The organism is Falsirhodobacter xinxiangensis (genome assembly GCF_004959935.1).
GTDB lineage: Bacteria > Pseudomonadota > Alphaproteobacteria > Rhodobacterales > Rhodobacteraceae > Falsirhodobacter > Falsirhodobacter xinxiangensis.
Genome location: NZ_SMYN01000002.1, coordinates 270,504 through 296,408 on the forward strand (window position 1 = coordinate 270,504; position 25,905 = coordinate 296,408).

Sequence of the window (25,905 nt, forward strand, 5' to 3'; positions counted from 1 at the left end):
GGGATAGGTAACACCGATGACACGGGTTTTTGCCATGGACGCCCTCACCCTTCCGCCCCGCGTGACCGACCGTGCCTTTGCGCGGCTGGCCGAGATTGCCGAGGATACGGGCGAAAACCGTGCCCTGCGCGTCGCGGTCGAAGGCGGCGGCTGTTCCGGGTTCCAATACGACATCAAGCTGGACGATCCGGCGGATGATGATCTGGTGCTGGAAAAGAACGGCCAGAGGGTTCTGGTGGATGCGGTTTCCCTGCCCTTCCTTGCCAATGCAGTGATCGACTTTTCCGAAGAACTGATCGGTGCGCGTTTCGTGATCGAAAATCCGAACGCCTCCAGCTCCTGTGGCTGCGGCGTCAGCTTTTCGATCTGATTGCATCGAACGGCCGCGCGGCCTAGGAACGGTGAAAACCGGAGGGCCGCCATGAAGATCGCCACGTTCAACATCAACGGCATCAAGGCCCGGATCGAGGCGCTTCCCCGCTGGCTGGCGGAGGCGAATGCCGATGTGGTCCTGCTGCAAGAGATCAAGTCGGTCGATGAGGCCTTCCCGCGCGAGATTTTCGAGGATCTGGGCTGGCGCGTGGAAACCCACGGGCAGAAGGGTTTCAACGGCGTCGCGATCCTGTCGAAACTGCCGCTGGAAGATGTCACGCGCGGCCTTCCCGGTGATGACGAGGATGTGCAGGCCCGCTGGATCGAAGCCACGGTGATCGGCACCAAGGCCGTGCGCGTCTGCGGTTTGTATCTGCCCAATGGCAACCCCGCGCCGGGGCCGAAATACGACTACAAGCTGGCATGGATGGCGCGGATGCAGGCCCGCGTGGTCGAATTGCTGGCGCAAGAGGAACCGTTGGTTCTTGCCGGCGATTACAACGTCATCCCGCAGGCCGAAGACGCGGCGCGGCCCGAGGTCTGGCTGACCGACGCGCTGTTCCTGCCGCAGACGCGCGAGGCATTTCGGCGGCTTTTGAACCTTGGCCTGACGGATGCCTTCCGCGCGCGGGTGCAGGGGCCGGGGCATTATTCCTTCTGGGACTATCAGGCCGGCGCGTGGGAGCGGAACAACGGCATCCGCATCGACCATCTGCTGCTGTCGCCCCAAGCCGCCGATCTGCTGTCGGATTGCCGCATCGACCGCGAAGTGCGCGCGGGCGAGAAGCCTTCGGATCACGTGCCGGTCTGGATCGACCTCAACGCGTGACGTCGTGACGATAGATCCAGTCGAAGCGTCTGAGCGGCGCCTTCGGTGCGATCACGCCGCCCAGACGCATCACCGCATGGGCGACCGGCGCAATCGGCGGCGGCAGGTGATAGACGCGGGCATTGGCGTTGGCCGCCGCGACGACCTTCCTTACGCGCCCCTCGCGGATGCGCTGATAGGCGGTGGTGGCCGACACGAAATCCGGATGACGGTTCAGGCAATCGGCCAGAACCCATGCATCCTCCAGCGCCAGATTCGCACCTTGCGCCATGAACGGCAGCGTCGGATGCGCTGCATCGCCAAGGATCACCCGCCGCTCGTCATGCCAAAGCCTCGCGACCTCGTGACGGAACAGGCCCCATAGCCACGGCTCGTCCACCCGGTCCAGCCAGCCGCGCACGCGGGGAGAGAAGGTCGCGAACGCAGCCCGCAGGTTCCGCGCGTCATCACGCAGAGTCCAGCTCTCCTCGGCCCACGCCTTGCGCCGTTCCACCGCCACGATGTTGCGAAGCATTCCGCCACGAAGAGGGTAGCTGACCAGATGGCGCCCCGGTCCCATATGGATTTCCGCGACTGCCTCGGCCCCCGGTTCCGCCGGGATGACCGCGCGCCACGCCACATGGCCGGTAAAGAACGCCTGCGAGGCACCGCCGATCGCACCGCGCAGGCGCGAATGCATGCCGTCCGCACCGATGACATAGCCGGGGGCATCATGGGCGCGCCCGCCCATCACGATCCGCGCCCCGGCCTCGGTCGCGCCATCTGCCAGCAGCCCGATCAGGTCCGCGCGGTGAATCATATGATAGCGTTGGTCGGACACATCCAGCCGCAGCACCTTCGCGCCGCTGCTTCCCCGCCGCAATTCGACCGCCCGACCACGTATCGAAGCGCCGTCCAATGCATCGCCCAACCCAAGCGCATGCAGGACCGCCGCCCCATTGGGCGAGATCTGAAGCCCCGCCCCCGTTTCACCGAAACTGGCCGCCTGTTCCAGCACGGTGACGCGCCATCCGCGCAGCGACAGCGCCCGCGCCACGGACAGCCCCGCGATCCCTGCCCCAAGGATCGTGATGTCGGATGGCGTCATGCTGCGTTCCAATGAAAAGCGCCGGGCCCGAAGACCCGGCGCGGAAAACGGGTCTGGAAAGTCTTAGTCGTCGCGGTGAACGCGCTCGCGGCGTTCGTGCTTTTCCTGCGCTTCCAGCGTCATGGTCGCGATCGGACGCGCATCCAGACGACGCAGCGAGATCGGCTCTCCCGACACTTCGCAATATCCGTATTCGCCATTCTCGATCCGGCGCAGGGCGGAGTCGATCTTGGAAACCAGCTTGCGTTGACGATCGCGGGTGCGAAGCTCCAGCGCGCGGTCGGTTTCTTCGGAGGCACGGTCGGCGATGTCGGGAACGTTGCGGCCCGAATCCTGAAGGCCTTCGATCGTCTCGGCGCTCTGCTCCATCAACTCGGCCTTCCAGCTCAGCAATTTTCGGCGGAAGTATTCGAGCTGACGCTCGTTCATAAATGGTTCCGATTCCGCGGGACGGTAATCATCGGTAAGAAAGATTTCTGCTTTCATGGCTGTCTTTTCGCAGGCCGGACCGATGGGGCTGTCGTTGGTCCGGCACTCCCTTTCGCGGTCCGCATACTCCAAGCGGGGGCCAATGTCACTATCGGACTGGCCGGGTGCGGGCGAAATTCGCCGCGACTGCACCGCGCAAATTGTGCAGATTTTACAACGCATCGCCGCACTGCAACCATAGGTTGTTTCGCTTTGCCCCTTGGCCTCGACGCGGGTTCCTCTATCCTTGGGCCACGGACCGGCATGACGCCTTTCCTCGTTCGACAGGGCCGCCCCCCATGCGCTTCCGCCTCCTCCTCGCCTGCCTGCTGCTGACGGGCTGCGCCGAAACCCTGCCGGAAGTGACGAGCAGCCCCCCGATGATCGCGGACGCGCTTCCGCCCATGCGCAGCTTCGGCCCACAGCGCCCGTTCTCGGCGCAGCGCAGCAACGCGCAGATGGTGCGCGACTTCCTCGACCTCAGCTTTCTTATGGAAAGCGGGCGCGAAATCCCGAGGATGAGCCGCTTCGAGGGACCGATCACCGTGGCGATGCGCGGCCCCGTTCCCGCGACCGCCGGGCCGGATCTGGACGCCGTGCTGGACAGGATGCGATCCGAGGCGCGGATCGACATCTCGCGCAGCGAAGGCCCCGCCTCGGTCACCATCGAATTCGTCCCGGTCGAGGTTCTGCGCAAGCGAGTGCCCACCGCCGCCTGTTTCGTCGTGCCGCGCGTATCGTCCTTCGCCGAATATGCGGCCAATCCGCAGAATGCCGATCTGGACTGGACCACCCTGAAAACACGCGAGCGGATTGCGGTCTTCATCCCATCCGACACCAGCCCGCAGGAAACGCGCGATTGTCTGCACGAGGAATTGGCGCAGGCCATCGGCCCTTTGAACGACCTTTATCGCCTGCCGGATTCGATCTTCAACGACGACAATTTCCACAACGTGCTGACCAGCTTCGACATGCTGATGCTGCGCGTCTATTACGCGCCTGAAATGCGGTCGGGCATGACGCGGGCCGAGGCGGCGGCGGTGGTGCCTGGTCTTTTGGCGAAATTCAATCCGCGCGGCTCGCTTTCCAGCGCGCCGATCGATCCCGAGACACCACGCCGCTGGATTTCCGCCATCGAGACGGCGTTCGGCCCCGACACTGGCCAACCCGCCCGCATCCGTGCGGCGGAGCGTGCGCTGCGGATGGCGCAGGACCGCGGCTGGCAGGACGCCCGGATGGGGTTCAGCTGGTTCGCGCTGGCGCGACTGAACCTTGACGGCGATCTGGGCGTTGCCGCCGCCGGCTTCATCGAGGCGGCGCGGGTATTCCGCAACATCCCGACCGGAGCGCTGCATGCCGCGCATGTGGACATGCAGATGGCCGCCTTCGCGCTGGCCTCGGGCGAGCCGGAGGTTGCGATCCTGCTGGCCGACCACGCACGTCCCGTCGTCACGCAGGCGCAGAACGCGGCGCTGCTGGCGACGCTGCTGATGATCCGGTCCGAGGCGCTGCGGGTGCTGGGGCAGGACGACGCGGCCCAGGCCACCCGGCTCGACAGTCTGGCTTGGGCACGCTATGGCTTCGGCTCTGACGCGGAGGTGCGCGCGAGGATGGCCGAGATCACCGCCCTCGCCCCCCCGGCAGGCGGCTGAGGGAGACGGACGTGATCGTGATTGCAGGACTGCTGGGGGGCGCGATCATCGGCGCGTTCCAGGCCAAGCGCCGGGGCGGCAGGGCCATGGACATGCTCCAATACGGCGCCGGTTACGCGATCTTCCTGTCGCTCGTCGGGCTGCTGCTGACCATCGTGATCGACCGGATGACCTGATGCTTACGCTGCTGCCCCTTCTGCTGGCCATCGGTTACGGGCTGGTGAAATGGCAGCTCGCAGCGGCGCGGACCAAGGCGATGCTGGACCAGCGCTCCCGCCCCTTGGCCGAACCGGAGCTGGAGGCGATGACCGCACGCATGGCCGCCGCGCTGAACATCCCGCATGTGCCTGTCCACGTGATCGACATGGACGCCGTGAACGGGCTTGCCGCGCCCGACGGCCGCATCTTTCTGACACGCGGGTTCATGGAAAGCTTCGGGCGCAACGAGGTGACGGCGGCGGAGCTCGCCTCCGTCATCGCGCATGAGTTGGGCCATGTCGCTCTGGGCCATTCGCAACGGCGCATGATCGACTTCACCGGGCAGAATGCGGTGCTGATGATCGTGACGCCGGTGATCCAGCGTTTCCTGCCGGGAGTCGGTGTGATGTTGGCAGGCCTCTTGTCGCAGGCGCTGGCGGCAAGGCTGTCTCGGCGGGACGAGCACGAGGCGGATGCCTATGCTTCGGCCCTTCTGGTGAAGGCCGGGATCGGCACCGGGGCGCAGAAATCAATGTTCGCCAAGCTGGATCGCCTGTCCGGCGCGCGTGGCACCGCACCCGCATGGCTTCTGAGCCATCCGCCCACCCCCGAGCGTATCCGCGCAATCGAAGCGCGCGAGGAACGCTGGGGCTAGACCACCTTGGCCAGCCGCGAAAGGCGCCCGCGTTTCAACATCGCCTTGCGCGACACCTCGCCCCCCGCCATCTGTTCGGCGCGGGCATGAACGCGGTCGATGACGCCCGCGACGGTTTCGGGATGGTGCGACCAAAGCTCCCACAGGAACCCGTCCGGGTCGCGGCGCGCGATACCCTCCTCGGCCAAGACATGACGCGGAAAATCCGAGGCATTGAAGGTCAGGATCGCATCCGCGCTGGAGCCGATGGCCACGGCCAGAACATGGATGTCATTCGGATCGGGCAGATGCAGCCGCGCCTCCAGCCCCGGCTCTGCGCGCTGCATCGCGCGGGGGAATTGAGCGTTCATCGCCAGCGCAACCATCCGCGCCTCGCCTTCGGCCAAGGGGCCGATCTTGCGGGTGGCGCGGGCCCATTCCTCGATGATCCGCTCGGACCAGATCGGGTGGTAAAGCCCCGCCGCCGCGACGCCCAGCAGGATATCCCGCAGGATCGGCGGGAAGATCACGCAGGCGTCGAGGACGACCCTCACAGCCGGAAGAACAGCGACTTCAGGTATCCGCTTTCCGCCAGTTGCGGCAGGATCGGGTGATCCGGCGCGGCAAAGCCGGTATGGATCAGCTGCCCGCGCCGACCGCCCCGCCCGATCCCGCGGGCCGAGGCATTGCGGAACGCGGACAGATCCGCCGCGTGAGAGCAGGAGCACAGCACCAGATACCCGCCCGGGGCCACCAACGGCGCAGCAAGGCGCGCGATCCGTTCATAGGCGCGCAAACCGGCCTCCAGCGCGGGTTTGGCCGGGGCAAAGGCGGGCGGATCGCAGATGACGAGGTCGAACTGCGCACCCTCTTGCCCCAATGCTTCAAGCACGGCGAAGGCATCGCCTTGGCGGGTGTCGAAACGTTCCGCGAAACCGCTGGCCTCGGCCCCTTGGGTCGCCAGCGACAGTGCGGGGGACGACGCATCGACCGCCAGCGCGGAACTTGCGCCGCCAGCCAAAGCGGCCAGAGCGAAGCCACCGACATGGGTGAACACGTCCAGCACCCGTGCACCTTTCGCCAGCCTTGCAGCGAAGGCATGGTTCGGGCGCTGGTCATAGAACAGGCCGGTCTTCTGCCCGCCCATGACGTCGGCCATATAGGTGGCGCCGTTCATCGGCACCGGGATCGGCCCATCCACAGCGCCCGACAGAAGCACGGTTTCCTCGGGCAGCCCTTCAAGACCGCGAGACCGGCCGGTGCCGTTCTTGACGATGGACGTGATTCCCGTCACGCGTGTCAATGCGGCGGCCAGCAGGTCCAGATGCACCTCGGCCCAAGCGGCGTTCGGCTGGATGACGGCGGTATCGCCGAAACGGTCGATGATCACGCCCGGCAGACCGTCCGATTCAGCGTGGACGAGTCGATAGAATGGCGCGTCGAACAGCCGCTCGCGCAGGTCCAGCGCGCGTTGCAGCCGCGCCTCAAACCAGGCCGCATCGATCTGCGCGTCCGGATTGCTGTCCAGCACCCGCGCGATGATCTTCGACTGGGTATTTACGGTCACCAGCGCCTGTGGGCGACGGTCGGCATCCTCCAGCACGGCAAGCGTTCCGGGGGCGAGCGCCTGCGTGCGGCGGTCCGTGACCAGCTCGTCAGCATAGACCCACGGAAAGCCGTGGCGAATGGCGCGGGCTTCGGCCTTGGGCTTCAGGCGGACGACGGGGCGGGTTGCGTGCATTTCGGTCATGCCGGATGCTCTACCCGCTTCGCCCGTCTTCGGGAAGGGTCTGCGTTCAGGCGCGGCTGCCCTGCGGTGCGCGGCGACCGAATGCGCGAAGCAGCATGGCGGTGAAGCGGCGCAGGCTGTCCGCAATGAACGCGTCGCGCTGACGATTGGCTTCCATGACGATGGTATAATATTCGCGGTTCATTTCTTCTGCCTTTTCAACGCCTCCCGTTGCCTATGTAGGACATAACCGCGGGATGCGGCAGTGCAGCATCTCGCATTCCCGCCATGCACCAGTTGCAATCCGAAAAATGCGGCGGGTGCCCTTTCCCCCGAAGGCAGTTACCGCTAACATGTGGACATTCCCGCACCCGGACCCCATCTATGCCGGGCAAGCCAGAGGTGGTTACCCCATGATCCTGAACAGCACACTCGACCGCGTGACCGACAGGATTCGCGCACGGTCCGAGAAATCACGCAGCGCGTATCTTTCGCGGATGGAGGCGGCTGCCAGCCAAGGCCCGGCGCGCGCGCATCTGACCTGCGGCAATCAGGCCCATGCCTATGCCGCAATGGAAGATGACAAGCCTGCCCTGGCCGAAGGGCGTGTGCCGAACATCGGGATCGTCACGGCCTTCAACGACATGCTGTCGGCCCACCGCGTCTATGAGGATTACCCGAAGCAGATCCGCGAGGCGGCCCGCAAGGTCGGCGCGACCGCGCAGGTGGCGGGCGGTGTTCCGGCGATGTGCGACGGCGTAACCCAAGGGCAGGTCGGGATGGAGCTTTCGCTTTTCTCTCGTGATGTCATTGCCTTGGCGGCGGGCGTTTCCATGTCGCATAATGTCTTCGACAGCTCGCTCTATCTTGGCATCTGCGACAAGATCGTGCCCGGTCTGGTGATCGCGGCGGCGACCTTTGGCCATATCCCGTCGATCTTCGTGCCCGGCGGGCCGATGACTTCGGGCCTTCCGAATGACGAAAAAGCCAAGGTTCGCAACCGCTTCGCCGCCGGAGAGATCGGGCGGGATGAACTGATGGCCGCCGAGATGGCCTCCTATCACGGCCCCGGCACCTGCACCTTCTATGGCACGGCAAACTCCAACCAGATGCTGATGGAGTTCATGGGTCTGCATCTGCCGGGCGCGAGTTTCGTGAACCCCTACACCCCTCTGCGCGACGCGCTGACCGAGGCTGCCGTCACTCGTGCCGCCGCGATCACCGCGCTGGGCAACGACTACCGACCCACCTCGCAGATCCTTGACGAGCGTGCCTATGTGAACGGCATCGTCGGGCTGATGGCGACGGGCGGATCGACCAACCTCGTGCTGCATTTGCCAGCGATGGCAAGGGCTTCGGGCGTGATCCTCGACCTTCAGGATTTCGAGGACATCTCGAATACGATTCCCCTGATGGCCAAGGTCTATCCCAACGGGCTGGCCGACGTGAACCATTTCCACGCGGCGGGTGGCCTCGGTTACATGATAGGCCAGCTTCTGGACGCGGGCCTTTTGCATGACGATGTCAAGACGATCGCCGGCGACGGGCTGAGCCATTATCGCCATGATCCAAAGCTTCAGGACGGCCGCCTCGTCTGGTCCGACGGTCCAAAGGAAAGCTCCAACGACAAGATCCTGCGGCCTGCCAGCGATCCTTTCCAGAAGACGGGCGGGCTGAAACAGCTTGCCGGGAACCTCGGGCGCGGCGTGATGAAGGTGTCCGCCGTGGCACCCGAACGTCACGTGATCGAAGCTCCGGCCCGCGTCTTCCATGATCAGGAAGGGGTGAAGGCTGCGTTTCGTGCGGGCGAGTTCACCGCGGACACCATCGTGGTCGTGCGCTTTCAAGGCCCGCGCGCAAACGGGATGCCGGAGCTTCACTCACTGACGCCGGTTCTGTCGGTGCTTCAGGATCGCGGGCTCAAGGTTGCGCTGGTCACGGATGGGCGCATGTCTGGCGCGTCGGGCAAGGTGCCTTCGGCGATCCACGTCTCGCCCGAAGCGGCACAGGGTGGTCCGCTTGCACGCCTGCGCGATGGCGATATCGTGCGCGTCGATGCCGTGTCGGGCAAGCTTGAGGTGCTGGCCTCCGATTTCGAGACGCGCGATCCGGTCATTGCCGATCTTTCGGCGAATCGTCACGGTATCGGGCGCGAGCTGTTCGAATCCTTCCGCCAGACGGTGGGCAATGCCACCGAGGGCGCCGCTGTCGTCGTATGAGGAAACCGCATGACCCCTGCTGAACAAAGCCGTCGCTCGGCCGAGATTTGCCGCCTTGCCCCCGTGATCCCGGTTCTGGTGATCGACGATCTGGCCCATGCCCGCCCGCTGGCCGAGGCGCTGGTCGAAGGCGGCCTTCCGGTGCTGGAGGTGACGCTGCGCACACCCGTCGCGCTGGACGTCATCCGCGAGATGGCAGCGGTCGAAGGCGGCGTCGTCGGCGCGGGCACCTTGCTGACCCCTGCGGATGTGCAGGCTGCGGTGGCGGCGGGCGCGAAATTCGGTGTCTCTCCGGGTGCGACGGACCGTCTGCTGGATGCCTGCGAGGCGGCGGCCCTGCCCCTGCTGCCCGGTGCCGCCACGGCGACCGAGGTGATGGCCCTGCTGGAGCGCGGCTATACTACGATGAAGTTCTTTCCCGCCGAAAGCTCGGGCGGTGCGCCTGCGGTCAAGGCCATCGGCGCGCCGATCCCGCAGGTGTCTTTCTGTCCGACGGGCGGCGTGTCCCTGGCCAATGCGGGCGACTATCTTGGACTTTCAAACGTCCACTGCGTCGGCGGAAGCTGGGTGGCCCCCAAGGCGCTGATGCAGAAGAGCGACTGGAAGGCGATCACGGAATTGGCGCGCGAGGCTGCGGCCCTTCCGCGAGCATCCGTTCGATAACCCCTGCGGCGGCGCCGCTGCGCGCCGCCATCTCGTCGGCCAGTGTGCCGTTCATCGACGTCTCGCGTTGGATGAAGGCGCGGCCACCCTGTCCCAGATCGTCAGACAAAAGCTCGCGCTCCGTCAGCAGTCGCGTTGCAGCCTGAAGGCGCCAGCACAGCCGATAAGCGTTCAGAAGGATGTTTTCCTCCTCTGCGGTCAGAAGGCCCGCCGTGCGCCCCACCCGAAGCTGCGCCTCGACCCGCCTTGCCCCATCGCCCGTCCGCAGCGCGCAGCTTTGCGCGGCCAGTTCCACGTCCATCATCCGCCCGGGCCCGTTCTTGGCGTCCCACGGACCGGACGAGGGTTTCGCCGCCGCCAGTTTCTGCCGCATGTCGGAAATGTCCGACAGGATGCGCGCGTCGCCCCCCCGCGCCGTCAGCACGTCGCGGCGCAGCGCCTCGACCTCGGCCATCAGCGACGGGTCCCCGGCGATGGGACGTGCGCGGGTCAGGGCCAGATGCTCCCACGTCCACGCCTCCTCCATCTGATAGGTGCGGAAGGCGGCGATTCCCGTCGCAACCGGACCCTGCCGCCCTGATGGGCGCAGCCGCATGTCCACTTCGTAAAGCCGCCCCTCGGACATGGGGGCGGTGACGGCAGTCAGAAATGCCTGCGTCAGCCGCGCGAAATACGTGCGCGTCGCGAGCGGCTTCGGCCCGTTGCTCTCCTCGACCCCATCCGCGTCATAGATCACGATAAGATCGAGGTCCGATGCCGAAGTCAGCCGCGCGGCACCAAGGCTGCCCATCGCCACAAGCGCCGCCCCGCGCCCCGGCTGCGGCCCATGCTTGCGCCCAAACTCCTCCACCGACACGGGCCAGAGCGCACAAAGCGCGGCTTCGGCGAGATCGGCATACTCCTTGCCGGACTCGAATGCGTCGGTCAGCCCGCGCAGATGATGCACCCCAATGCGGAAATGCCATTCCTTCATCCAGCGCCGCGCGGCGTCCAGCTTGCCCTCGTAATCGCCGACCGCGTCCAGTCGCTTTGCCAGTTCCGCCCGCAGCAGCGGCGCGCCGGGCCATGCAGCAAAGAAACTGCCCCCCAGCACCGCATCCAGAACCGACGCGTTGCGCGAAAGATAGACGGACAGGCGCGGCGACACCGCGGCGATGTCCACGATCAGATCCACCAGTTGCGGATTCGAGTCGAACAGCGAGAAGATCTGTACCCCTGCCGGAAGCCCGCGAAGGAAGCCGTCGAAGCTCATCAACGCCTCGTCCATGTGACCCGCCTCCTGCATCCGGCGCAGAAGCTGCGGGCGGATGCGGCGAAAGATCGCCTGCGCCCGGTCCGACCGCAAAGCGGGATAGGCGGCCCAGCCGTCCACGATGGAGGATTGCCGTTCCGTCAACTCCGGCGCCTTCTCGACCTCGGGCGGCGCGAAGAAGCCTTCGGTCAGCTCCGCCGTCCGTTCAAGCCGCGCCAGAAGGTCCACGCGGAACGCCTCCGGATCTTGGCCCGCCAGATGCGCGACGCGGTCGATCGCCTCGGGGGAAACGGGCATCTTGTGCGTCTGCTGGTCGGCGATCATCTGAAGACGGTGTTCCACCTCACGATGCGCGCGATACAGGGCGGTCAGTTCCTCTGCGATGCCAGCGGGAATCCACCCCTGCCGCGCCAGCGCCGCCAGCCCCCCCACGGTGGTGCGATCCCGCAGCGACGGATCGCGCCCACCGGCGATCAACTGGCGCGTCTGGGTGAAAAACTCGATCTCGCGGATGCCGCCCTGACCTAGCTTCATGTCGTGGCCTTCGATCACCAGCGGACCGTGCAGCCCCCGATGTTCGCGGATGCGCAGGCGCATGTCATGCGCGTCCTGTATCGCGGCAAAGTCCAGATGCTTGCGCCAGACGAAGGGCGTCAGCGTGCTCAGGAACCGCTCGCCCGCCGCAATATCGCCGCCACAGGGCCGCGCCTTGATATAGGCGGCGCGTTCCCACGTCCGCCCCACGCTTTCATAGTAACTTTCCGCCGCCGCCATCGAAATGCAGACCGGCGTGACCGAGGCATCGGGACGAAGCCGCAGATCGCTTCGAAAGACATAACCCTCGGCCGTGTTATCCGACAGGATCGCGGTCATCTTGCGGGTGACACGCACGAAGGCCTGCCGGGCCTCCTGCCAGTCGGCGCCGTATCGGGTCTCGTCGAACAGGCAGATCAGGTCGATGTCGGACGAGTAGTTCAGCTCTCGCGCGCCCATCTTCCCCATGGCGATGGCAACCATGCCGCCCGCATTCGTCGCATCGGGCAGCTTGCCGCGCCGCACTTCGTCCTCGACCAGCCGCCGGATCGACAGATCCACCGCACGGTCGGCCAAGGCGGTCAGCGCGCCCGTCACCTCCTCCAGCGACCAGACACCGGCAAGATCGGCCAGCGCAGCCAAAAGCGCGACACGGCGTTTGGCCTGCCGCAGCATCGACGGCAGTTCAGCCAGTGCGGCGTCGCGCGAAAGCTCGGCCGCAAGCGCGGCTTCGGGATCGTCGAAGGCGGTCGCCAGCCAATCCCGCTCCTTCAGCGCAAGATCGCGAAGATAGGGGCTGGAGCCGGAGACAGCCCCCATCAGCCGTGCCGCCTGCGCGCCAAGATCGGAAAACTGCGCCGTGATTTCCGCAGCTTGGGCAGGGTCATGGGCGATGGGCAGGCGCGTGATGCGCGAGGCAAGGTTCGTCATTCGCGCAGTTTGGCGTTGCCTGCGTGGGCGGTCAATCGGGCCCAAATGTAAATAACCTTCACATGCCCCCTTGAAGCGCGGGAGCGGAATAACGATCTGGAGCATGTGAAACCAATTCACATCCAACCGGGAGACCGCCTGAATGAACAGCTATTCACCCGCAGCCGCCCGTTCCGGCGGCATCCTTACCTGGCCACGGCAGATCGAAGCCTGGCTCGATGCGCGGGGCAAACCCGCGTGGATCGCCGCGATGATCCTTGGGTTCATCTTCGTCTGGCCCGTCGGGCTTGCCATCCTCGCCTACATGATCTGGAGCAAACGCATGTTCAACCGGAGCTGTGGCCGCCGCGCCACCACCGTCTTCACCGCCGCGAAATCCAGCGGCAACTCGGCCTTCGACGCCTACAAGGCCGACACGCTGCGCCGTCTGGAAGAAGAGCAGAACGCGTTCGAATCCTTCCTTCAGCGCCTGCGCGAGGCCAAGGACAAGCAGGAGTTCGACGCCTTCATGGAAGATCGCGCGCGCACGAAAACGCCGGTCGCCGTTGAAGACGACGCCCGCAACTGACATCTTCGGGGCGGCGCCCAAGCCGCCCCGTTTCCATACCGAGGGACAATGATGACCTACGCCACGATGATGGACGCCCTGCCCGACCCCGACCGCCACGCCGAATTCTATGACGGCGTCACGACCAAACGCGGGCTGGCTTGGCTGGTCGATCTTCTCCTGATCTTTGCGATCACGGTGATCATCATTCCCTTCACCGCCTTTACGGCGCTGTTCTTTTATCCGCTCCTTTATCTTACGGTCAGCTTCTGCTATCGCTGGGTGGCGTTGACGCGCAAATCCGCAACGCCGGGGATGCGCCTGTTCGGGATCGAGTTCCTGAACGCCCGCGGCGAACGGCTGGGCGGGATCGAGTCGCTGCTGCACGTCATCGGCTATACCTTCTCCATCGGCACATTGCTGGTTCAGGTGCTGTCGGTGTCGCTGATGCTGACGACACGGCGCGGACAGGGTCTGACGGACCTCGTTCTGGGGACGGTCGCGATCAATCGTGCGGCACGGCACTGAATTCAACCTTCGCTTGACAAAAATGCGAAGCGGGCGGAGCTTGGCTGACCTGTAGGCAGTTGCTACATTCACCGGCAGGATCAGAAGCGATCAGGTCATGCGTCATACACTTCCCATTGCGCCCCAGTTCTATGTGACGGCACCGCAGGCCTGCCCCTATCTGGACGGGCGGATGGAGCGTAAGCTATTCACCGCGCTTCAGGGTGAACACGCGCAGACGTTGAACGACGCGCTGTCCAAGCAGGGGTTCCGCCGGTCGCAGAACGTTCTTTATCGCCCCTCCTGCGCCGAATGCTCGGCCTGCCTTTCGGCCCGCATCCGGGTCGCCGATTTCGAGCCGTCGCGCACGCAGCGGCGCATCCTGAAGAAGAACGACGGGCTGAAGCGGAACGCGACCTCGCCTTGGGCGACCGAGGATCAGTATGCGCTGTTCCGCCGCTATCTCGATGCGCGCCACGCGGATGGCGGGATGGCCGACATGGACATCTTCGAATTCGCCGCGATGATCGAAGAAACGCCGATCCGCAGCCGCGTCATCGAATATACCCGCGAGATCGGCGGCGGAGAGCGCGATCTGAGCGCGGTTTGCCTGACCGACATCTTCGACGACGGGCTGAGCATGGTCTACTCGTTCTACGACCCCGCCCTGCGCGATCACAGCCTTGGCGCGTTCCTGATCCTGGACCACGTTCGGATCGCGCGCGAGGCTGGGCTGCCCTATGTCTATCTGGGCTATTGGGTGCCCGGCAGCCGCAAGATGGGCTACAAGGCGAACTACTCGGCGCTGGAAATCTACAAGGGCGGCGCCTGGCAGGAGCTCGGCGATGCCGAGGCCCACAGCTCCGAACTGCATCCCCTGTCCGTCGATCCGATCGCCGAGCAGGTCGCGAAGATCAGCCTACCGGAGGCTCGCCGCGGTTAGGCTGCGAAGGGTCGCAAGATCCTCGCCCGGCTCGCGCGTCAGATCGTGAATCTCGGTCACGAGGCCGATCATCTGGTCGATCTCGTCCCCTGTGAACTCGTCTCCCGACCGCGTCAGCCCGGCAAGCGTCCGCGATGCGGGCGTTCCGAGCGAAAAGGCGACGCCATGCTCGATCCCGTGCTGGCGGGCATGGACCATGACATCCTCATGATCCTCGTCCGGGATGTCGTTCCACCGGATGAACCCGGTTTCCCGCAGCCCCCACCGAACCACCGGGTCGGACAGCATGAAGCCTCGTTCGGTATAGAAGCGAATCCATTCGTCCGGGTAAGTCTGATAGAGTAGGGTTGGACTGGTGAAGCGGATATGGATCGCCAGTGCATAGCCCGTATCACAAATCAGCGACAGTTTTCGCAGCCGGTGTGTAACCTCTTCAACCTTAGACATTTGTCAGCAATACCTATTAACCCAATACGTTCATCATCTGTCTTCCGACACGCTTTGATGAGCTATACGACTCGCAAAGCTAAGCAATAGTGAATAGCAAGCAGGTTGTGAGATCGATGCCCAAATCAGCCAACCAGCTTGACGAAGCCGCCCGACTGTCGCCGGTGGGCTTCTATATTGCACTGCATGTCGGTTTTTCGTTTCCGCAAGAGGAGGTGAATCGCCTGCCTCTGCCATGGGTCGAATACTACACGATTCACGGTCTGGGCGTTCACGATCCGGTCATGCGCTGGTTCTACTCCTCGCCCGGCAGCATCATCCGGTGGTCCGCGATCGACATCGCCGATCCGCGCGGCGTGATGGCCGCCGCGCACGAGCATGGGCTGATCCACGGGGCGGCCGCCACGATCACCGGACTGGCCGGACGGCGCAGCTATGCCAACTTCTTTCGCGACGATCGTCCTTTCACCGATGACGAGCTGGAGCAGCTGTTCACGATCCTGTCCCACCTTCACGACGGCGATCTGGAAGATGTTTCCCTGACCCCCGCAGAAGTAGAGGCTCTGCGAATGCAATCCGAGGGCAAACGCCTGAAGCAGATCGCGTGGGAGCTGGGAATATCCGTCTCTGCCGTGAAGGCGCGGCTGGCAAGCGCGAAGCGCAAGCTTGGCGCGCAGACGGCATCGCAGGCAGCAGTTCTGGCAACGGCGCGGCGCATCTTCTGATCGGCTCGCGGAAAATTGTTGCCGTGTGACAAAACGCGCTATAGATAACGACAGCGCCCGAAAGGGCGATACGGTGACCGGGCCCCTCTGGCGTCAGTAATGCGGCAACTCACGTGATGTCGGCACCGAAGCGTTCGCGCCGCATGGACGTTTATATTAATGACCCAATTTGACGCAAAGCGGGCCTCTGCCCGTCATGCCGCTATCCGGGGGTTCGCATGACCACTGCACCGCAAAAATCGACGCTGTCCTATCTGACCTGGGCCTTCGTCTCCACCGTCATCGGTCTTGGCCTCGGCGCCTGGCTGGGATGGGAGACGACCGGGACGATCGGCGGCACGTTGACCATCTTCTTCATCGTCGCCGTTCTTGCGGTGCTTGAAATCTCGTTGTCCTTCGACAACGCGATCGTCAACGCCAACAAGCTGAAGGACATGACGCCGGTCTGGCAGCGCCGCTTCCTGACCTGGGGTATCCTGATCGCCGTCTTCGGCATGCGGATCGTGTTCCCCGTCCTGATCGTGGTCGTGGCGGCCAATGTCGGCCCTTGGGAAGCCATGGTCATGGCTGCGTCGCAGCCGGACGAATATTCGCGCATCATGCATGACGCCCACCTGCCCATCGCGGCTTTCGGTGGCGCCTTCCTGATGATGGTCGCACTGAAATTCTTCTTCGACCACGAGAAGGATATCCACTGGGTCGCATCCATCGAGAACTGGGCAGCGCGCTATTCTTCGATCCGCGGGATCGAGATTGCGGTCGTCCTCTGCATCATGCTCGCCTTCTCGCGCTTCCTGCCGCCGGAATACGCGCAGACGTTCATGAACTCGGCGATCTGGGGCCTGCTGACCTTCCTTCTGGTCGAAGTGCTGGGCGGTATCCTCGACAAGAACGAGGAAGCCATGTCGGGCGCGGCCAAGGGCGGTCTGGGCGCGTTCCTGTATCTTGAGGTGCTGGACGCATCCTTCTCGTTCGACGGCGTGATCGGGGCCTTCGCGCTGACGCACAACCTGTTCATCATCGCCATCGGTCTGGGCGTCGGCGCGATGTATGTGCGTTCGATGACCATCATGCTGGTCGAACGCGGCACGCTGACGCAATACCGCTATCTGGAGCACGGCGCCTTCTATGCCATCCTGATCCTGTCGGTCATCATGTTCCTGCAATGTCTGCCGGGCGTGGCGATCCCCGAGGTCATCACCGGCCTTGGCGGTGCGACGTTGATCGGGATCGCGCTCTGGTCTTCGATACGTTGGAACAAGGCGAACCCGGGCGTGGACGTCCACTCGCACTAATCAAAAGGCCCGCCTCTCGGCGGGCCTTTTTCATTTCAGGGCAGAGGTCACGATCCCCGCCCTATCCGCGGCACGTTGCCAGCTTCCTCGCAACCAAGCCTCGTGGCAGGCCCAGGCGGTCATCGGATCTGTCGCCATGCCAAGGCGGCGCAGGTGCCCAGCATAATCCTCGGCTGCGCTGGCACCCGCTTCGGCAATGGCACGCGCGATCTGCTGCTGGCGGCGTGCACCGGCAAGCTGCGCCGCACAGACCGTTTCCAGCCAATTTCCCGCAACGCGTGTTGCCGATGTCTTGTCGGGCTTTGACGCAATCATGTGATGCCTCCCCTCCTCACAATCTGCACGGGTTATCTTGTGCCCGAATCGTTCGCCGTCCAAACGAAAGTATGAGGGTGCGGCAAAAAGGGCCGGGTTTCCCCGGCCCTTCGCTTATTTGTCGACCGTGACCCGAACCATCCGGTCCGGGGTCGCGGGCGGCTCGCCCTTGGCGATGGCGTCAACCACCTCCATCCCGGAGACGACCTGCCCGACGACGGTGTATTGCCCGTTCAGGAAATCGCCCGGCGCGAACATGATGAAGAACTGGCTATTGGCCGAATCCGGGCTCTGAGCCCGCGCCATGCCGACGGTCCCACGCTGGAACGGAATGTCCGAGAACTCGGCCGGCAGGTCGGGACGCGACGATCCACCCATGCCCGACTGCGCGGATACGGCACCCTTGCCGAATTCGACATCGCCCGTCTGGGCCATGAACCCATCGATGACGCGGTGGAACACCACGTCGTCATAGGCGCCATCCTCGGCCAGCGCGACGATCTGGGCGACGTGCTGCGGGGCGACGTCGGGCAGCAGGTCGATCACGACCGTGCCTTTCGCCGCGCCGCCGACTTCGATCACCAGATTCGGCCCCGGGCCGTCCTCTTGCGCGAAGACGGGCGCTGCCGCCAGCACCAGGGCTGCCGCAAGCAGCTTACGCATCGGCAGCAACCCGCACCTTGATCATGCGGTCCGGCGTGGTCGGCGGTTCGCCGCGCACGATGGCATCCACGAAATCCATGCCCGAGATGACGCGGCCATAGACCGTGTATTGCCCGTTCAGGAAGTGGTTGTCGCGGAAGTTGATGAAGAACTGGCTGTTGGCCGAGTTCGGGTTGGCCGAACGCGCGGCGCCCAGCGTGCCACGGTCATGCGGCAGTTTCGAAAATTCCGCCGGCAGGTCCGGCAGGTCCGAACCGCCCGTTCCGGCACGGCGGATGTCGAAGTTCTGCTCGGCATTGCCGTTCGCCACGTCGCCGGTCTGGGCCATGAAGCCTTCGATCACGCGGTGGAAGACCACGTTGTCATAGGCACCGGCGCGGGCCAGTTCCTTCATCCGCTCCGAATGTTTCGGCGCGACATCCGGCAGCAGCTGGATGACGACGTCGCCATCCTTCAGCGTGACGATGATCGTGTTTTCGGGATCGGTAATATCGGCCATCGGGGCCTCCTTCGTGCCATTGACGGGCGGGAGCCTAAACGCGCGGGCCGGGAAGGGAAAGCCCGGTTGACGCCGCGCGCCGGATCGGGTGCAAATCGTCCAAACGGTTTCGGAGACGCAGATGGGCTGGAAAACACTCGACGATCTGGATTTGCAAGGCAAGGTTGTATTGCTGCGCGTGGACGTGAACGTCCCGATGGAGGACGGGATCGTCACCGACGCGACCCGCATCGAAAAGATCGTCCCCACGATCGAAGATGTGCTGGAAAAAGGCGGCAAGCCCGTGCTTCTGGCCCATTTCGGCCGCCCCAAGGGCAAGGTCGTGCCGGAGATGAGCCTTGAGCACATCCTGCCCGCGCTGGAAAAGGCCCTGCCGGGCCGCCACGTCCTGTTCGCCGATGACAGCATCGGCGAAGCTGCGAGCCATGTCATCAAGGGCGCCCGTCCAGACAGCGTTGTGCTGTTGGAGAACACCCGTTTCCATGCGGGCGAGGAAAAGAACGACCCCGAACTTGCGAAGGCCTTCGCCGCGCTGGGCGACATCTATGTCAACGACGCGTTCTCGGCGGCCCACCGCGCCCATGCCTCGACCGAAGGGATCGCGCGTCTGCTGCCCTCGGCGGCGGGGCGGCTGATGGAGGCGGAACTTCGCGCATTGGACGCGGCACTTGGCAAGCCGGAGCGTCCAGTGGTCGCGGTCGTCGGCGGGGCCAAGGTTTCGACGAAGCTGGACCTGCTTGGCAACCTCGTGACCAAAGTGGACCATCTGGTGATCGGCGGCGGGATGGCGAATACCTTCCTCGTCGCCCAGGGGATCGAGGTCGGCAAGTCGCTGGCCGAACGCGACATGGCAGATACGGCGCGCGCGATCATCGAGAAAGCCAAAGCCGCCGGCTGCACCATCCACCTGCCCGTCGATGTGGTCGTGGCGCGGGAATTCCGCGCGGGCGCCGCGAACGAGACGGTGGCGGCGGACGCCTGCCCCGCCGATGCGATGATCCTTGATGCCGGGCCGCAGACCGTGGCCGCGCTGGCGAAAGTCTTTGCCGAGGCGAAGACGCTGATCTGGAACGGCCCCCTCGGCGCGTTCGAGATCGAGCCTTTCGACGCCGCGACCAACGCCGCCGCGAAACAGGCCGCCGACCTGACCCGCGAGGGCAAGCTCGTATCGGTTGCGGGTGGCGGCGATACGGTGGCTGCGCTGAACAAGGCCGGGGCCGCGCAGGACTTCACCTATATCTCCACCGCGGGGGGCGCCTTCCTCGAATGGATGGAAGGAAAGGACCTTCCCGGCGTGATCGCGCTCAACAACTAACTTTCTGGGGGGCCGTTAGCGCGAACGTCATTGCGGCGTCACGAACGGCCCTCTAACCCTTTTCACCAGTCACTTTTTTCCCAAAGGAAGCCGATATGCGTGCCAGCAGGACAGTCCAGAAGATCCTCGCCAATTACGAGGGCGAAACCCCCGGCGTGAAGGCGAACCTCGCCCGCATGCTGATGGAAGGGAAGCTGGGCGGCACCGGCAAGATGATCATCCTGCCCGTGGACCAAGGTTTCGAACACGGCCCCGCGCGCAGCTTCGCGCCGAATCCGGCGGGCTACGACCCCCACTACCATTACCAACTGGCGATCGACGCAGGGCTGTCAGCCTATGCCGCGCCGCTTGGCCCGCTGGAGGCTGGCGCCGACACGTTCGCGGGCCAGATCCCGACGATCCTGAAGGTGAACTCGGCCAACAGCCTGATGTCGGACACCGCGGGCAAGAACCAGGCGATCACCGCGTCGGTCGATGATGCGCTGCGTCTGGGCTGCTCGGCGATCGGCTTCACCATCTATCCGGGTTCGGACATGGCGTTGGACATGTTCGAAGAAATCGTCGAGATGCGCAAAGAGGCTGCGGCCAAGGGCGTTGCGACCGTCATCTGGTCCTATCCCCGCGGCGAGGCGATCACCAAGGACGGTGAAACCGGCATCGACGTGGCGGCCTATGCTGCGCATATCGCGGCCCTGCTGGGCGCGCATATCATCAAGATCAAGCTTTCGACCGATCACCTGATGCTGCCCGAGGCCAAGAAGGTCTACGAGAAAGAACAGATCGACATCTCCGATCTGGCCGCGCGGGTTCGCCACTGCGTCCAGTCGTCCTTCAACGGTCGCCGCATCATCGTCTTCTCGGGCGGTGCGGCGAAGGGTGCGGACGCGGTCTATGACGACGCCCGCGCGATTCTGGCAGGCGGCGGCAACGGCTCGATCATCGGTCGGAACTCGTTCCAGCGTTCGCGCGAGGATGCGCTGGCCATGCTGCAAAAGCTGGTCGACATCTATAAAGGCAAGGCCTGACAACACACGGTTTCCCGGCATCCGTGCCGGGAAACCGTTTTGCTTCGGATGCCCCCTGTGGCATGATCCTGTCCGAAGCCCCCGCGATGAGGGGCGATGAGGCAGACAATGAACCACTCCCGTCCCGCGCTTGGCGCGATGATCTACATGTTGCTCCTTGCGGTGCTTGGGCTTTATTTTGCCTTCGCCGCCATTCAGGGCGACTATGGCGTGTTCCGGCAGGTCCAGATCAACGCCGAGGCCGATACGTTGCGGGCCGAGCGTGACCGCCTGACCGCCGAACTCGCCGAGATCGAGAACAAGACCCGTCGCATGTCCGACGACTACCTCGACCTTGATCTTCTGGATCAACAGGCGCGCGAGATCCTCGGTTATATCCGCACAGACGAGATCGTCATCCGCTGAAACCGCGCTAGGTTCCGCCCGGGAACAAGCCCGATCATTTTTGCGCTACACTCGCGCGCCATGATCGGTTATGGATAGTTTAAGGCTAAACTATTTCCGCTTCGACGGGAGGACACGCGATGGCCATCAGAAAACCGGCCGAAAATTCAAACGTCTCGAAGGATGAGCTGCTTGCGTATTATCGCGACATGCTCCTGATCCGCAGATTCGAGGAGAAGGCAGGGCAGCTTTACGGCATGGGCCTGATCGGTGGCTTCTGCCACCTTTACATCGGGCAGGAAGCGGTCGTCGTCGGCCTCGAAGCCGCGGCGAAGGAAGGCGACAAGCGCGTCACCTCCTATCGCGACCACGGTCACATGCTGGCTTGCGGCATGACCGCCAATGGCGTCATGGCAGAGCTTACGGGTCGGACCGGCGGCTATTCCAAAGGCAAAGGCGGCTCCATGCACATGTTCTCGAAAGAGAAACATTTCTATGGTGGCCACGGGATCGTCGGTGCGCAGGTGCCGATCGGTGCGGGTCTCTCCTTCGCTGACAAGTATCTGGGCAATGACAACGTGACCTTCGCCTATTTCGGCGATGGCGCCGCCAACCAAGGCCAGGTCTACGAGACCTATAACATGGCGCAGCTGTGGAACCTGCCGGTGGTTTTCGTGATCGAAAACAACCAGTATGCGATGGGCACCTCGGTGAAACGCTCGACCAAATCGCCCTCCCTTTGGGAACGCGGTGCCGCTTATGGCATCAAGGGCGAGAAGGTGGACGGCATGGACGTGCTGGCCGTCAAGGCCGCAGGCGAAAAGGCCGTCGCGGCCTGCCGTGCGGGCGAAGGCCCCTATATCCTCGAGATGGACACCTATCGCTACCGCGGCCACTCGATGTCCGACCCTGCGAAATACCGCTCGCGCGACGAGGTCGAGAAGATGCGGTCCGAGAAGGATGCCATCGAACATGTCCGCGACCTTCTGCTGACCGGCGGCCACGCCTCCGACGAGGATCTGAAGGCCATCGACAAGGACATCAAGGCGATCGTCAACGAATCCGCCGAATTCGCAAAAGACAGCCCGGAGCCCGATCTTTCGGAACTCTGGACCGATATCTACGCGTAAGGGAGGCGTATCATGGCAACTCAAGTCCTTATGCCGGCCCTGTCGCCGACCATGGAAGAAGGCACCCTTGCCAAATGGCTGGTGAAAGAGGGTGACACCGTCAAATCCGGCCAGATCATGGCCGAGATCGAGACCGACAAGGCCACGATGGAATTCGAGGCTGTGGACGAAGGCATCATCGGCAAACTGCTGATCGCCGAGGGCACCTCGGGAGTGAAGGTCAACACCCCCATCGCCGTTCTGGTCGAAGAAGGCGAAAGCGCCGACGACGTGCAGGCAGAAGCCCCGAAAGCCAAGGAAGAAGCTCCGGCGACGCCGCATATGGACGTCCCCGCCGCGACCGTTCCCGGCGCACCGATGGCTGGCAAGCGCGACACGTCGCCCGACTGGCCCGAAGGCACGGAAATGAAGACCATGACCGTGCGGGAAGCCCTGCGCGAAGCCATGGCCGAGGAAATGCGCGGCAATGACCGTGTGTTTCTGATGGGCGAGGAAGTGGGCGAATACCAAGGCGCCTACAAGATCTCCCAAGGTCTGCTGGACGAATTCGGCCCGAAGCGCGTCGTCGATACCCCGATCACCGAGCATGGTTTCGCCGGTATCGCGGTCGGCGCAGCCTTTGGCGGTCTGAACCCGATCGTGGAGTTCATGACCTTCAACTTCGCCATGCAGGCCATCGACCAGATCATCAACTCGGCAGCCAAGACGCTTTACATGTCCGGCGGCCAGATGGGTTGCCCGATCGTGTTCCGTGGTCCGAACGGTGCCGCTGCCCGCGTGGGCGCGCAGCACTCGCAGGATTACGCCGCTTGGTATGCGCAGATTCCGGGTCTGAAGGTCGTCATGCCTTACTCGGCCGCCGACGCGAAGGGCCTTCTGAAACAAGCGATCCGCGATCCGAACCCGGTCATCTTCCTTGAAAACGAGATCATGTATGGTCGCTCGTTCGAGGTTCCGGTGCTGGACGATTTCACGATCCCCTTCGGCAAGGCCCGCATCTGGCGCGAAGGTAAGGATGTGACGATCGTGTCCTTCGGCATCGGCATGACCTATGCGCTGGAAGCGGCGGACAAACTGGCCGAAGAAGGCATCGAGGCCGAGGTGATCGACCTGCGCACCCTGCGTCCGATCGACTACGAAACCGTTCTGGAATCGGTCAAAAAGACCAACCGCTGCGTCACGGTCGAAGAAGGCTTCCCGGTGGGCTCCATCGGCAACCACATCTCGGCCACGATCATGCAGCAAGCCTTCGACTATCTGGACGCGCCGGTGATCAACCTTGCCGGCAAGGACGTCCCGATGCCCTATGCGGCGAACCTTGAAAAGCTGGCGCTGGTCACCACCGCCGAGGTGATCGAGGCCGTCAAATCCGTCTGCTATCGTTAAGGAGGGAAGAATGGCGATTGAAATCCTGATGCCCGCGCTCTCCCCCACGATGGAGGAAGGCACGCTGGCCAAATGGCTGGTCAAAGAGGGCGACGAGGTCAAATCCGGCCAAGTCATGGCCGAGATCGAAACCGACAAGGCCACGATGGAATTCGAGGCCGTGGATGAAGGCATCATCGGCAAGATCCTGATCGCCGAGGGCACCTCGGGCGTGAAGGTGAACACCGCCATCGCCATCCTTGTCGAAGAAGGCGAGGAAGTCGGAGCCACGCCTTCCCCCGCGCCGCAGAAACAGGACGCGGCCGAAGAAAAAGCCGGCCGCGAAGAAAAGCCAGAGCCGAAGGCCGAAGCTGCGAAACCCGCACCGAAAGCCGATGGCAACCGTGTCTTCGCCTCGCCGCTGGCCCGCCGGATCGCGGCGGACAAGGGGCTGGACCTTTCTGCCGTGAAGGGAACCGGCCCGCATGGCCGCATCGTGAAGGCGGATGTCGAAGCTGCAAAGCCGGGCGCCCCGAAAAGCGAAGCGCCCAAGGCCGAGGCACCGAAAGCTGCCGCGGCGCCGACCGGCGCTTCGTCGGACGCCGTCAAGAAGATGTTCGACGGACGCGAGTTCGAGGAAGTCACCCTCGACGGTATGCGCAAGACGATCGCTGCACGTCTGACCGAGGCCAAGCAGACCATCCCGCATTTCTATCTGCGCCGCGAAGTGCAGTTGGATGCCCTGATGAAGTTCCGCGCCACGCTGAACAAACAGGTCGAGGATCGCGGCATCAAGCTGTCGGTCAACGACTTCATCATCAAGGCTTGCGCGCTGGCCCTGCAACAGGTTCCCGCCGCCAATGCCGTCTGGGCGGGCGACCGTATCCTGAAGCTGAAGCCCTCGGACGTGGCGGTTGCCGTCGCGATCGAAGGTGGTCTGTTCACGCCCGTCCTGAAGGATGCCGACAAGAAGTCGCTGTCCTCTCTTTCGGCCGAGATGAAGGACCTCGCAACCCGTGCCCGCTCGCGCAAACTGGCGCCGCATGAGTATCAGGGTGGCAGCTTCGCGATCTCCAACCTCGGGATGATGGGGGTGGAGAATTTCGACGCGGTCATCAACCCGCCGCATGGTGCGATCCTTGCGGTCGGTGCAGGGATCAAGAAGCCGGTCGTCGGCAAAGACGGCGAGCTGACGGTCGCGACAGTGATGTCGATGACGTTGTCGGTCGATCACCGCGTCATCGACGGTGCGCTCGGGGCGGAACTGCTGGCCGCGATCGTGGCCAATCTGGAAAATCCGCTGGCGATGCTGGCGTAAAAGAAAAGCCGGGCGAAAGCCCGGCTTTTTCATTTGGCGATGATCTGGTCCATGCTGGCCGCAGGTTGCGGGCATCCGGCGGCACCTATGATCTTTGCGGGAACGCCAGCCACGGTCGTGCAAGGCGGCACATCCTGCAAGACAACAGATCCAGCGGCAATCCGGCTGCAATGGCCGATAGTGATCGCACCAAGCACCTTCGCACCCGCCCCGATCAGCACGCCATCCTCGATTTTCGGGTGACGGTCCCCATCCTGCTTGCCCGTTCCGCCAAGCGTCACCGAATGCAGCATCGAGACATTGTCGCCCACGACCGCAGTTTCGCCAATGACAATGGAATGGGCATGGTCGATCATGATGCCGCGCCCGATCCGAGCAGCAGGATGGATGTCGACGCCGAACACTTCGGAAACGCGCATCTGCACAAGATAGGCGAGGTCGCGACGGCTTTCCCGCCACAACCAGTGCCCGATCCGATAGGCCTGAAGTGCTTGATAGCCCTTGAAAAAAAGAACCGGTTGAAGATAGCGGTGGCAGGCCGGATCGCGTTCGAAGACGGCCGTCACGTCGGCACGGGCCGACTGCCCCAACTCCGGGTCCTGCACATAGGCTTCATCGGCAAGCTCTCGCAGGATCTGCTCGCTGATTTCGCGCGAAGCTAGCTTTTGCGAGAAGCGATACGCCAAGGCCCGTTCGAAGCTGCCGTGATGAAGAAGGCTCGCATGAAGAAGCCCGCCGATCAGCGGCTCCTCGCGGCTCGCCTCTTCTGCCTCTTCGCAGATTCGCCGCCAGACAGGATCGACGGTTGAAAGGCGCAGCTTCGTTTCGGGCACGGGCGATCCTCCGGCAAGTGGAAGGAT

At 64.0% G+C, this 25,905-nt stretch carries 29 protein-coding genes; 18 read left to right on the top strand and 11 right to left on the bottom strand.

Translation table 11 applies throughout. From position 1 onward, the window contains the following. Window positions 1-34 precede the first annotated feature (34 nt). Together erpA and xth are read left to right on the top strand one after the other, a co-directional pair. Window positions 35-370 (top strand): iron-sulfur cluster insertion protein ErpA, encoded by a 336-nt coding sequence (erpA, locus tag E2K76_RS03425; protein WP_136682861.1) that lies wholly within the window; start codon window positions 35-37, stop codon window positions 368-370. Between the two features lie 51 nt (window positions 371-421). Beyond that, window positions 422-1,201 carry an exodeoxyribonuclease III gene (xth, locus tag E2K76_RS03430; RefSeq protein WP_136682862.1) on the top strand — a complete coding sequence of 260 codons (780 nt, stop codon included), beginning with the start codon at window positions 422-424 and terminating at the stop codon, window positions 1,199-1,201. On the opposite strand, the gene E2K76_RS03435 is transcribed toward xth, so the two are convergent. Together E2K76_RS03435 and dksA are read right to left on the bottom strand one after the other, a co-directional pair. Then, window positions 1,191-2,288 (bottom strand): FAD-dependent oxidoreductase, encoded by a 1,098-nt coding sequence (locus E2K76_RS03435; RefSeq protein WP_136682863.1) that lies wholly within the window; start codon window positions 2,286-2,288, stop codon window positions 1,191-1,193. The two genes, xth and E2K76_RS03435, sit on opposite strands and share 11 nt — an antisense overlap. Before the next feature lie 63 nt (window positions 2,289-2,351). Continuing rightward, a complete protein-coding gene (dksA, locus tag E2K76_RS03440; protein ID WP_136683002.1) occupies window positions 2,352-2,774 on the bottom strand; it encodes an RNA polymerase-binding protein DksA in 423 nt (140 codons plus the stop codon). A 281-nt stretch (window positions 2,775-3,055) separates the two neighbouring features. On the opposite strand from dksA, the gene E2K76_RS03445 reads away from it, so the two are divergent. The 3 genes from E2K76_RS03445 to E2K76_RS03450 are packed head-to-tail and all read left to right on the top strand — an operon-like array spanning window position 3,056 to window position 5,261. Next, window positions 3,056-4,408 carry a DUF2927 domain-containing protein gene (locus tag E2K76_RS03445; protein WP_136682864.1) on the top strand — a complete coding sequence of 451 codons (1,353 nt, stop codon included), beginning with the start codon at window positions 3,056-3,058 and terminating at the stop codon, window positions 4,406-4,408. An 11-nt stretch (window positions 4,409-4,419) separates the two neighbouring features. Then, window positions 4,420-4,584 (top strand): hypothetical protein, encoded by a 165-nt coding sequence (locus tag E2K76_RS20250; RefSeq protein ID WP_169053191.1) that lies wholly within the window; start codon window positions 4,420-4,422, stop codon window positions 4,582-4,584. Beyond that, entirely contained in the window at window positions 4,584-5,261 is a 678-nt protein-coding gene (locus tag E2K76_RS03450) for a M48 family metallopeptidase (RefSeq protein ID WP_136682865.1), read from the top strand. The genes E2K76_RS20250 and E2K76_RS03450 overlap by 1 nt, the downstream gene beginning before the upstream one ends. On the opposite strand, the gene E2K76_RS03455 is transcribed toward E2K76_RS03450, so the two are convergent. The 3 genes from E2K76_RS03455 to E2K76_RS20255 are packed head-to-tail and all read right to left on the bottom strand — an operon-like array spanning window position 5,258 to window position 7,174. Continuing rightward, complete coding sequence (locus tag E2K76_RS03455) at window positions 5,258-5,794, bottom strand: RSP_2648 family PIN domain-containing protein (protein WP_136682866.1); 537 nt, start codon at window positions 5,792-5,794, stop codon at window positions 5,258-5,260. The genes E2K76_RS03450 and E2K76_RS03455 overlap by 4 nt on opposite strands. Then, window positions 5,791-6,990, bottom strand: coding sequence for an RSP_2647 family RNA methyltransferase (locus E2K76_RS03460; RefSeq protein WP_136682867.1), 1,200 nt, complete (start codon window positions 6,988-6,990; stop codon window positions 5,791-5,793). Before E2K76_RS03460 ends, E2K76_RS03455 begins: the two co-directional genes overlap by 4 nt. Before the next feature lie 46 nt (window positions 6,991-7,036). Then, window positions 7,037-7,174, bottom strand: coding sequence for a hypothetical protein (locus tag E2K76_RS20255; protein WP_169053192.1), 138 nt, complete (start codon window positions 7,172-7,174; stop codon window positions 7,037-7,039). A 208-nt stretch (window positions 7,175-7,382) separates the two neighbouring features. On the opposite strand from E2K76_RS20255, the gene edd reads away from it, so the two are divergent. Both edd and eda read left to right on the top strand, forming a co-directional pair. Beyond that, entirely contained in the window at window positions 7,383-9,188 is a 1,806-nt protein-coding gene (gene edd / locus E2K76_RS03465) for a phosphogluconate dehydratase (protein WP_136682868.1), read from the top strand. 9 nt (window positions 9,189-9,197) lie between these two features. Then, window positions 9,198-9,851, top strand: coding sequence for a bifunctional 4-hydroxy-2-oxoglutarate aldolase/2-dehydro-3-deoxy-phosphogluconate aldolase (eda, locus tag E2K76_RS03470; RefSeq protein WP_136682869.1), 654 nt, complete (start codon window positions 9,198-9,200; stop codon window positions 9,849-9,851). Here the strand turns inward: eda and E2K76_RS03475 are convergent. Further along, window positions 9,799-12,567, bottom strand: coding sequence for a bifunctional [glutamine synthetase] adenylyltransferase/[glutamine synthetase]-adenylyl-L-tyrosine phosphorylase (locus E2K76_RS03475; protein WP_136682870.1), 2,769 nt, complete (start codon window positions 12,565-12,567; stop codon window positions 9,799-9,801). The genes eda and E2K76_RS03475 overlap by 53 nt on opposite strands. Before the next feature lie 142 nt (window positions 12,568-12,709). On the opposite strand from E2K76_RS03475, the gene E2K76_RS03480 reads away from it, so the two are divergent. From E2K76_RS03480 to E2K76_RS03490, 3 genes are all read left to right on the top strand, one after another. Then, a complete protein-coding gene (locus E2K76_RS03480; RefSeq protein WP_136682871.1) occupies window positions 12,710-13,135 on the top strand; it encodes a DUF2852 domain-containing protein in 426 nt (141 codons plus the stop codon). 51 nt (window positions 13,136-13,186) lie between these two features. After that, on the top strand, window positions 13,187-13,642 hold the full coding sequence (locus tag E2K76_RS03485) for an RDD family protein (RefSeq protein ID WP_136683003.1): 456 nt from the start codon (window positions 13,187-13,189) through the stop codon (window positions 13,640-13,642). Window positions 13,643-13,739: 97 nt separating this feature from the next. Continuing rightward, window positions 13,740-14,564, top strand: coding sequence for an arginyltransferase (locus tag E2K76_RS03490; RefSeq protein WP_136682872.1), 825 nt, complete (start codon window positions 13,740-13,742; stop codon window positions 14,562-14,564). On the opposite strand, the gene E2K76_RS03495 is transcribed toward E2K76_RS03490, so the two are convergent. Next, window positions 14,541-15,011, bottom strand: a complete 471-nt coding sequence (locus E2K76_RS03495; RefSeq protein ID WP_136682873.1) for an autoinducer binding domain-containing protein — start codon at window positions 15,009-15,011, stop codon at window positions 14,541-14,543. The two genes, E2K76_RS03490 and E2K76_RS03495, sit on opposite strands and share 24 nt — an antisense overlap. A gap of 116 nt (window positions 15,012-15,127) precedes the next feature. On the opposite strand from E2K76_RS03495, the gene E2K76_RS03500 reads away from it, so the two are divergent. After that, complete coding sequence (locus tag E2K76_RS03500) at window positions 15,128-15,736, top strand: helix-turn-helix transcriptional regulator (RefSeq protein WP_136682874.1); 609 nt, start codon at window positions 15,128-15,130, stop codon at window positions 15,734-15,736. A gap of 218 nt (window positions 15,737-15,954) precedes the next feature. Continuing rightward, window positions 15,955-17,031 carry a DUF475 domain-containing protein gene (locus E2K76_RS03505; RefSeq protein ID WP_136682875.1) on the top strand — a complete coding sequence of 359 codons (1,077 nt, stop codon included), beginning with the start codon at window positions 15,955-15,957 and terminating at the stop codon, window positions 17,029-17,031. 30 nt (window positions 17,032-17,061) lie between these two features. On the opposite strand, the gene E2K76_RS03510 is transcribed toward E2K76_RS03505, so the two are convergent. The 3 genes from E2K76_RS03510 to E2K76_RS03520 form a co-directional block, all read right to left on the bottom strand. After that, window positions 17,062-17,346, bottom strand: a complete 285-nt coding sequence (locus E2K76_RS03510; protein ID WP_136682876.1) for a hypothetical protein — start codon at window positions 17,344-17,346, stop codon at window positions 17,062-17,064. 114 nt (window positions 17,347-17,460) lie between these two features. Continuing rightward, window positions 17,461-18,009: a peptidylprolyl isomerase gene (locus tag E2K76_RS03515; protein ID WP_136682877.1), complete on the bottom strand. Its 549-nt coding sequence runs from the start codon at window positions 18,007-18,009 to the stop codon at window positions 17,461-17,463. Then, the gene (locus E2K76_RS03520) at window positions 18,002-18,508 is read right to left on the bottom strand and encodes a peptidylprolyl isomerase (RefSeq protein WP_136682878.1); all 507 of its coding nucleotides are present in this window, start codon (window positions 18,506-18,508) and stop codon (window positions 18,002-18,004) included. The genes E2K76_RS03515 and E2K76_RS03520 overlap by 8 nt, the downstream gene beginning before the upstream one ends. 121 nt (window positions 18,509-18,629) lie before the next feature. Between E2K76_RS03520 and E2K76_RS03525 the strand changes: the two genes are divergently transcribed. The 6 genes from E2K76_RS03525 (at window position 18,630) to E2K76_RS03550 (ending at window position 25,045) form a co-directional block, all read left to right on the top strand. Continuing rightward, window positions 18,630-19,823 (top strand): phosphoglycerate kinase, encoded by a 1,194-nt coding sequence (locus tag E2K76_RS03525; protein WP_136682879.1) that lies wholly within the window; start codon window positions 18,630-18,632, stop codon window positions 19,821-19,823. A gap of 95 nt (window positions 19,824-19,918) precedes the next feature. Continuing rightward, window positions 19,919-20,848, top strand: a complete 930-nt coding sequence (locus tag E2K76_RS03530; protein WP_136682880.1) for a class I fructose-bisphosphate aldolase — start codon at window positions 19,919-19,921, stop codon at window positions 20,846-20,848. 108 nt (window positions 20,849-20,956) lie between these two features. Beyond that, on the top strand, window positions 20,957-21,253 hold the full coding sequence (locus tag E2K76_RS03535) for an FtsB family cell division protein (protein WP_246032872.1): 297 nt from the start codon (window positions 20,957-20,959) through the stop codon (window positions 21,251-21,253). A 119-nt stretch (window positions 21,254-21,372) separates the two neighbouring features. After that, window positions 21,373-22,362, top strand: coding sequence for a pyruvate dehydrogenase (acetyl-transferring) E1 component subunit alpha (gene pdhA, locus E2K76_RS03540; protein WP_136682881.1), 990 nt, complete (start codon window positions 21,373-21,375; stop codon window positions 22,360-22,362). 12 nt (window positions 22,363-22,374) lie between these two features. Then, complete coding sequence (locus E2K76_RS03545) at window positions 22,375-23,748, top strand: pyruvate dehydrogenase complex E1 component subunit beta (protein WP_136682882.1); 1,374 nt, start codon at window positions 22,375-22,377, stop codon at window positions 23,746-23,748. Between the two features lie 10 nt (window positions 23,749-23,758). After that, complete coding sequence (locus E2K76_RS03550) at window positions 23,759-25,045, top strand: pyruvate dehydrogenase complex dihydrolipoamide acetyltransferase (protein WP_136682883.1); 1,287 nt, start codon at window positions 23,759-23,761, stop codon at window positions 25,043-25,045. A 29-nt stretch (window positions 25,046-25,074) separates the two neighbouring features. Here E2K76_RS03550 and cysE read toward each other — a convergent pair whose 3' ends face one another. After that, window positions 25,075-25,878, bottom strand: a complete 804-nt coding sequence (gene cysE, locus E2K76_RS03555) for a serine O-acetyltransferase (protein ID WP_136682884.1) — start codon at window positions 25,876-25,878, stop codon at window positions 25,075-25,077. Between the last annotated feature and the right edge of the window lie 27 nt (window positions 25,879-25,905).

Excerpts from the sequence above, each read along its gene's own strand:
- erpA (WP_136682861.1), top strand. The coding sequence starts at position 35 with ATGGACGCCCTCACCCTTCCGCCCCGCGTGACCGACCGTGCCTTTGCG.
- xth (WP_136682862.1), top strand. The coding sequence starts at position 422 with ATGAAGATCGCCACGTTCAACATCAACGGCATCAAGGCCCGGATCGAG.
- E2K76_RS03435 (WP_136682863.1), bottom strand. The coding sequence starts at position 2,288 with ATGACGCCATCCGACATCACGATCCTTGGGGCAGGGATCGCGGGGCTG.
- dksA (WP_136683002.1), bottom strand. The coding sequence starts at position 2,774 with ATGAAAGCAGAAATCTTTCTTACCGATGATTACCGTCCCGCGGAATCG.
- E2K76_RS03445 (WP_136682864.1), top strand. The coding sequence starts at position 3,056 with ATGCGCTTCCGCCTCCTCCTCGCCTGCCTGCTGCTGACGGGCTGCGCC.
- E2K76_RS03450 (WP_136682865.1), top strand. The coding sequence starts at position 4,584 with ATGCTTACGCTGCTGCCCCTTCTGCTGGCCATCGGTTACGGGCTGGTG.
- E2K76_RS03460 (WP_136682867.1), bottom strand. The coding sequence starts at position 6,990 with ATGACCGAAATGCACGCAACCCGCCCCGTCGTCCGCCTGAAGCCCAAG.
- E2K76_RS20255 (WP_169053192.1), bottom strand. The coding sequence starts at position 7,174 with ATGAACCGCGAATATTATACCATCGTCATGGAAGCCAATCGTCAGCGC.
- edd (WP_136682868.1), top strand. The coding sequence starts at position 7,383 with ATGATCCTGAACAGCACACTCGACCGCGTGACCGACAGGATTCGCGCA.
- eda (WP_136682869.1), top strand. The coding sequence starts at position 9,198 with ATGACCCCTGCTGAACAAAGCCGTCGCTCGGCCGAGATTTGCCGCCTT.
- E2K76_RS03475 (WP_136682870.1), bottom strand. The coding sequence starts at position 12,567 with ATGACGAACCTTGCCTCGCGCATCACGCGCCTGCCCATCGCCCATGAC.
- E2K76_RS03480 (WP_136682871.1), top strand. The coding sequence starts at position 12,710 with ATGAACAGCTATTCACCCGCAGCCGCCCGTTCCGGCGGCATCCTTACC.
- E2K76_RS03485 (WP_136683003.1), top strand. The coding sequence starts at position 13,187 with ATGACCTACGCCACGATGATGGACGCCCTGCCCGACCCCGACCGCCAC.
- E2K76_RS03490 (WP_136682872.1), top strand. The coding sequence starts at position 13,740 with ATGCGTCATACACTTCCCATTGCGCCCCAGTTCTATGTGACGGCACCG.
- E2K76_RS03495 (WP_136682873.1), bottom strand. The coding sequence starts at position 15,011 with ATGTCTAAGGTTGAAGAGGTTACACACCGGCTGCGAAAACTGTCGCTG.
- E2K76_RS03500 (WP_136682874.1), top strand. The coding sequence starts at position 15,128 with ATGCCCAAATCAGCCAACCAGCTTGACGAAGCCGCCCGACTGTCGCCG.
- E2K76_RS03505 (WP_136682875.1), top strand. The coding sequence starts at position 15,955 with ATGACCACTGCACCGCAAAAATCGACGCTGTCCTATCTGACCTGGGCC.
- E2K76_RS03510 (WP_136682876.1), bottom strand. The coding sequence starts at position 17,346 with ATGATTGCGTCAAAGCCCGACAAGACATCGGCAACACGCGTTGCGGGA.
- E2K76_RS03515 (WP_136682877.1), bottom strand. The coding sequence starts at position 18,009 with ATGCGTAAGCTGCTTGCGGCAGCCCTGGTGCTGGCGGCAGCGCCCGTC.
- E2K76_RS03520 (WP_136682878.1), bottom strand. The coding sequence starts at position 18,508 with ATGGCCGATATTACCGATCCCGAAAACACGATCATCGTCACGCTGAAG.
- E2K76_RS03525 (WP_136682879.1), top strand. The coding sequence starts at position 18,630 with ATGGGCTGGAAAACACTCGACGATCTGGATTTGCAAGGCAAGGTTGTA.
- E2K76_RS03530 (WP_136682880.1), top strand. The coding sequence starts at position 19,919 with ATGCGTGCCAGCAGGACAGTCCAGAAGATCCTCGCCAATTACGAGGGC.
- E2K76_RS03535 (WP_246032872.1), top strand. The coding sequence starts at position 20,957 with ATGAACCACTCCCGTCCCGCGCTTGGCGCGATGATCTACATGTTGCTC.
- pdhA (WP_136682881.1), top strand. The coding sequence starts at position 21,373 with ATGGCCATCAGAAAACCGGCCGAAAATTCAAACGTCTCGAAGGATGAG.
- E2K76_RS03545 (WP_136682882.1), top strand. The coding sequence starts at position 22,375 with ATGGCAACTCAAGTCCTTATGCCGGCCCTGTCGCCGACCATGGAAGAA.
- E2K76_RS03550 (WP_136682883.1), top strand. The coding sequence starts at position 23,759 with ATGGCGATTGAAATCCTGATGCCCGCGCTCTCCCCCACGATGGAGGAA.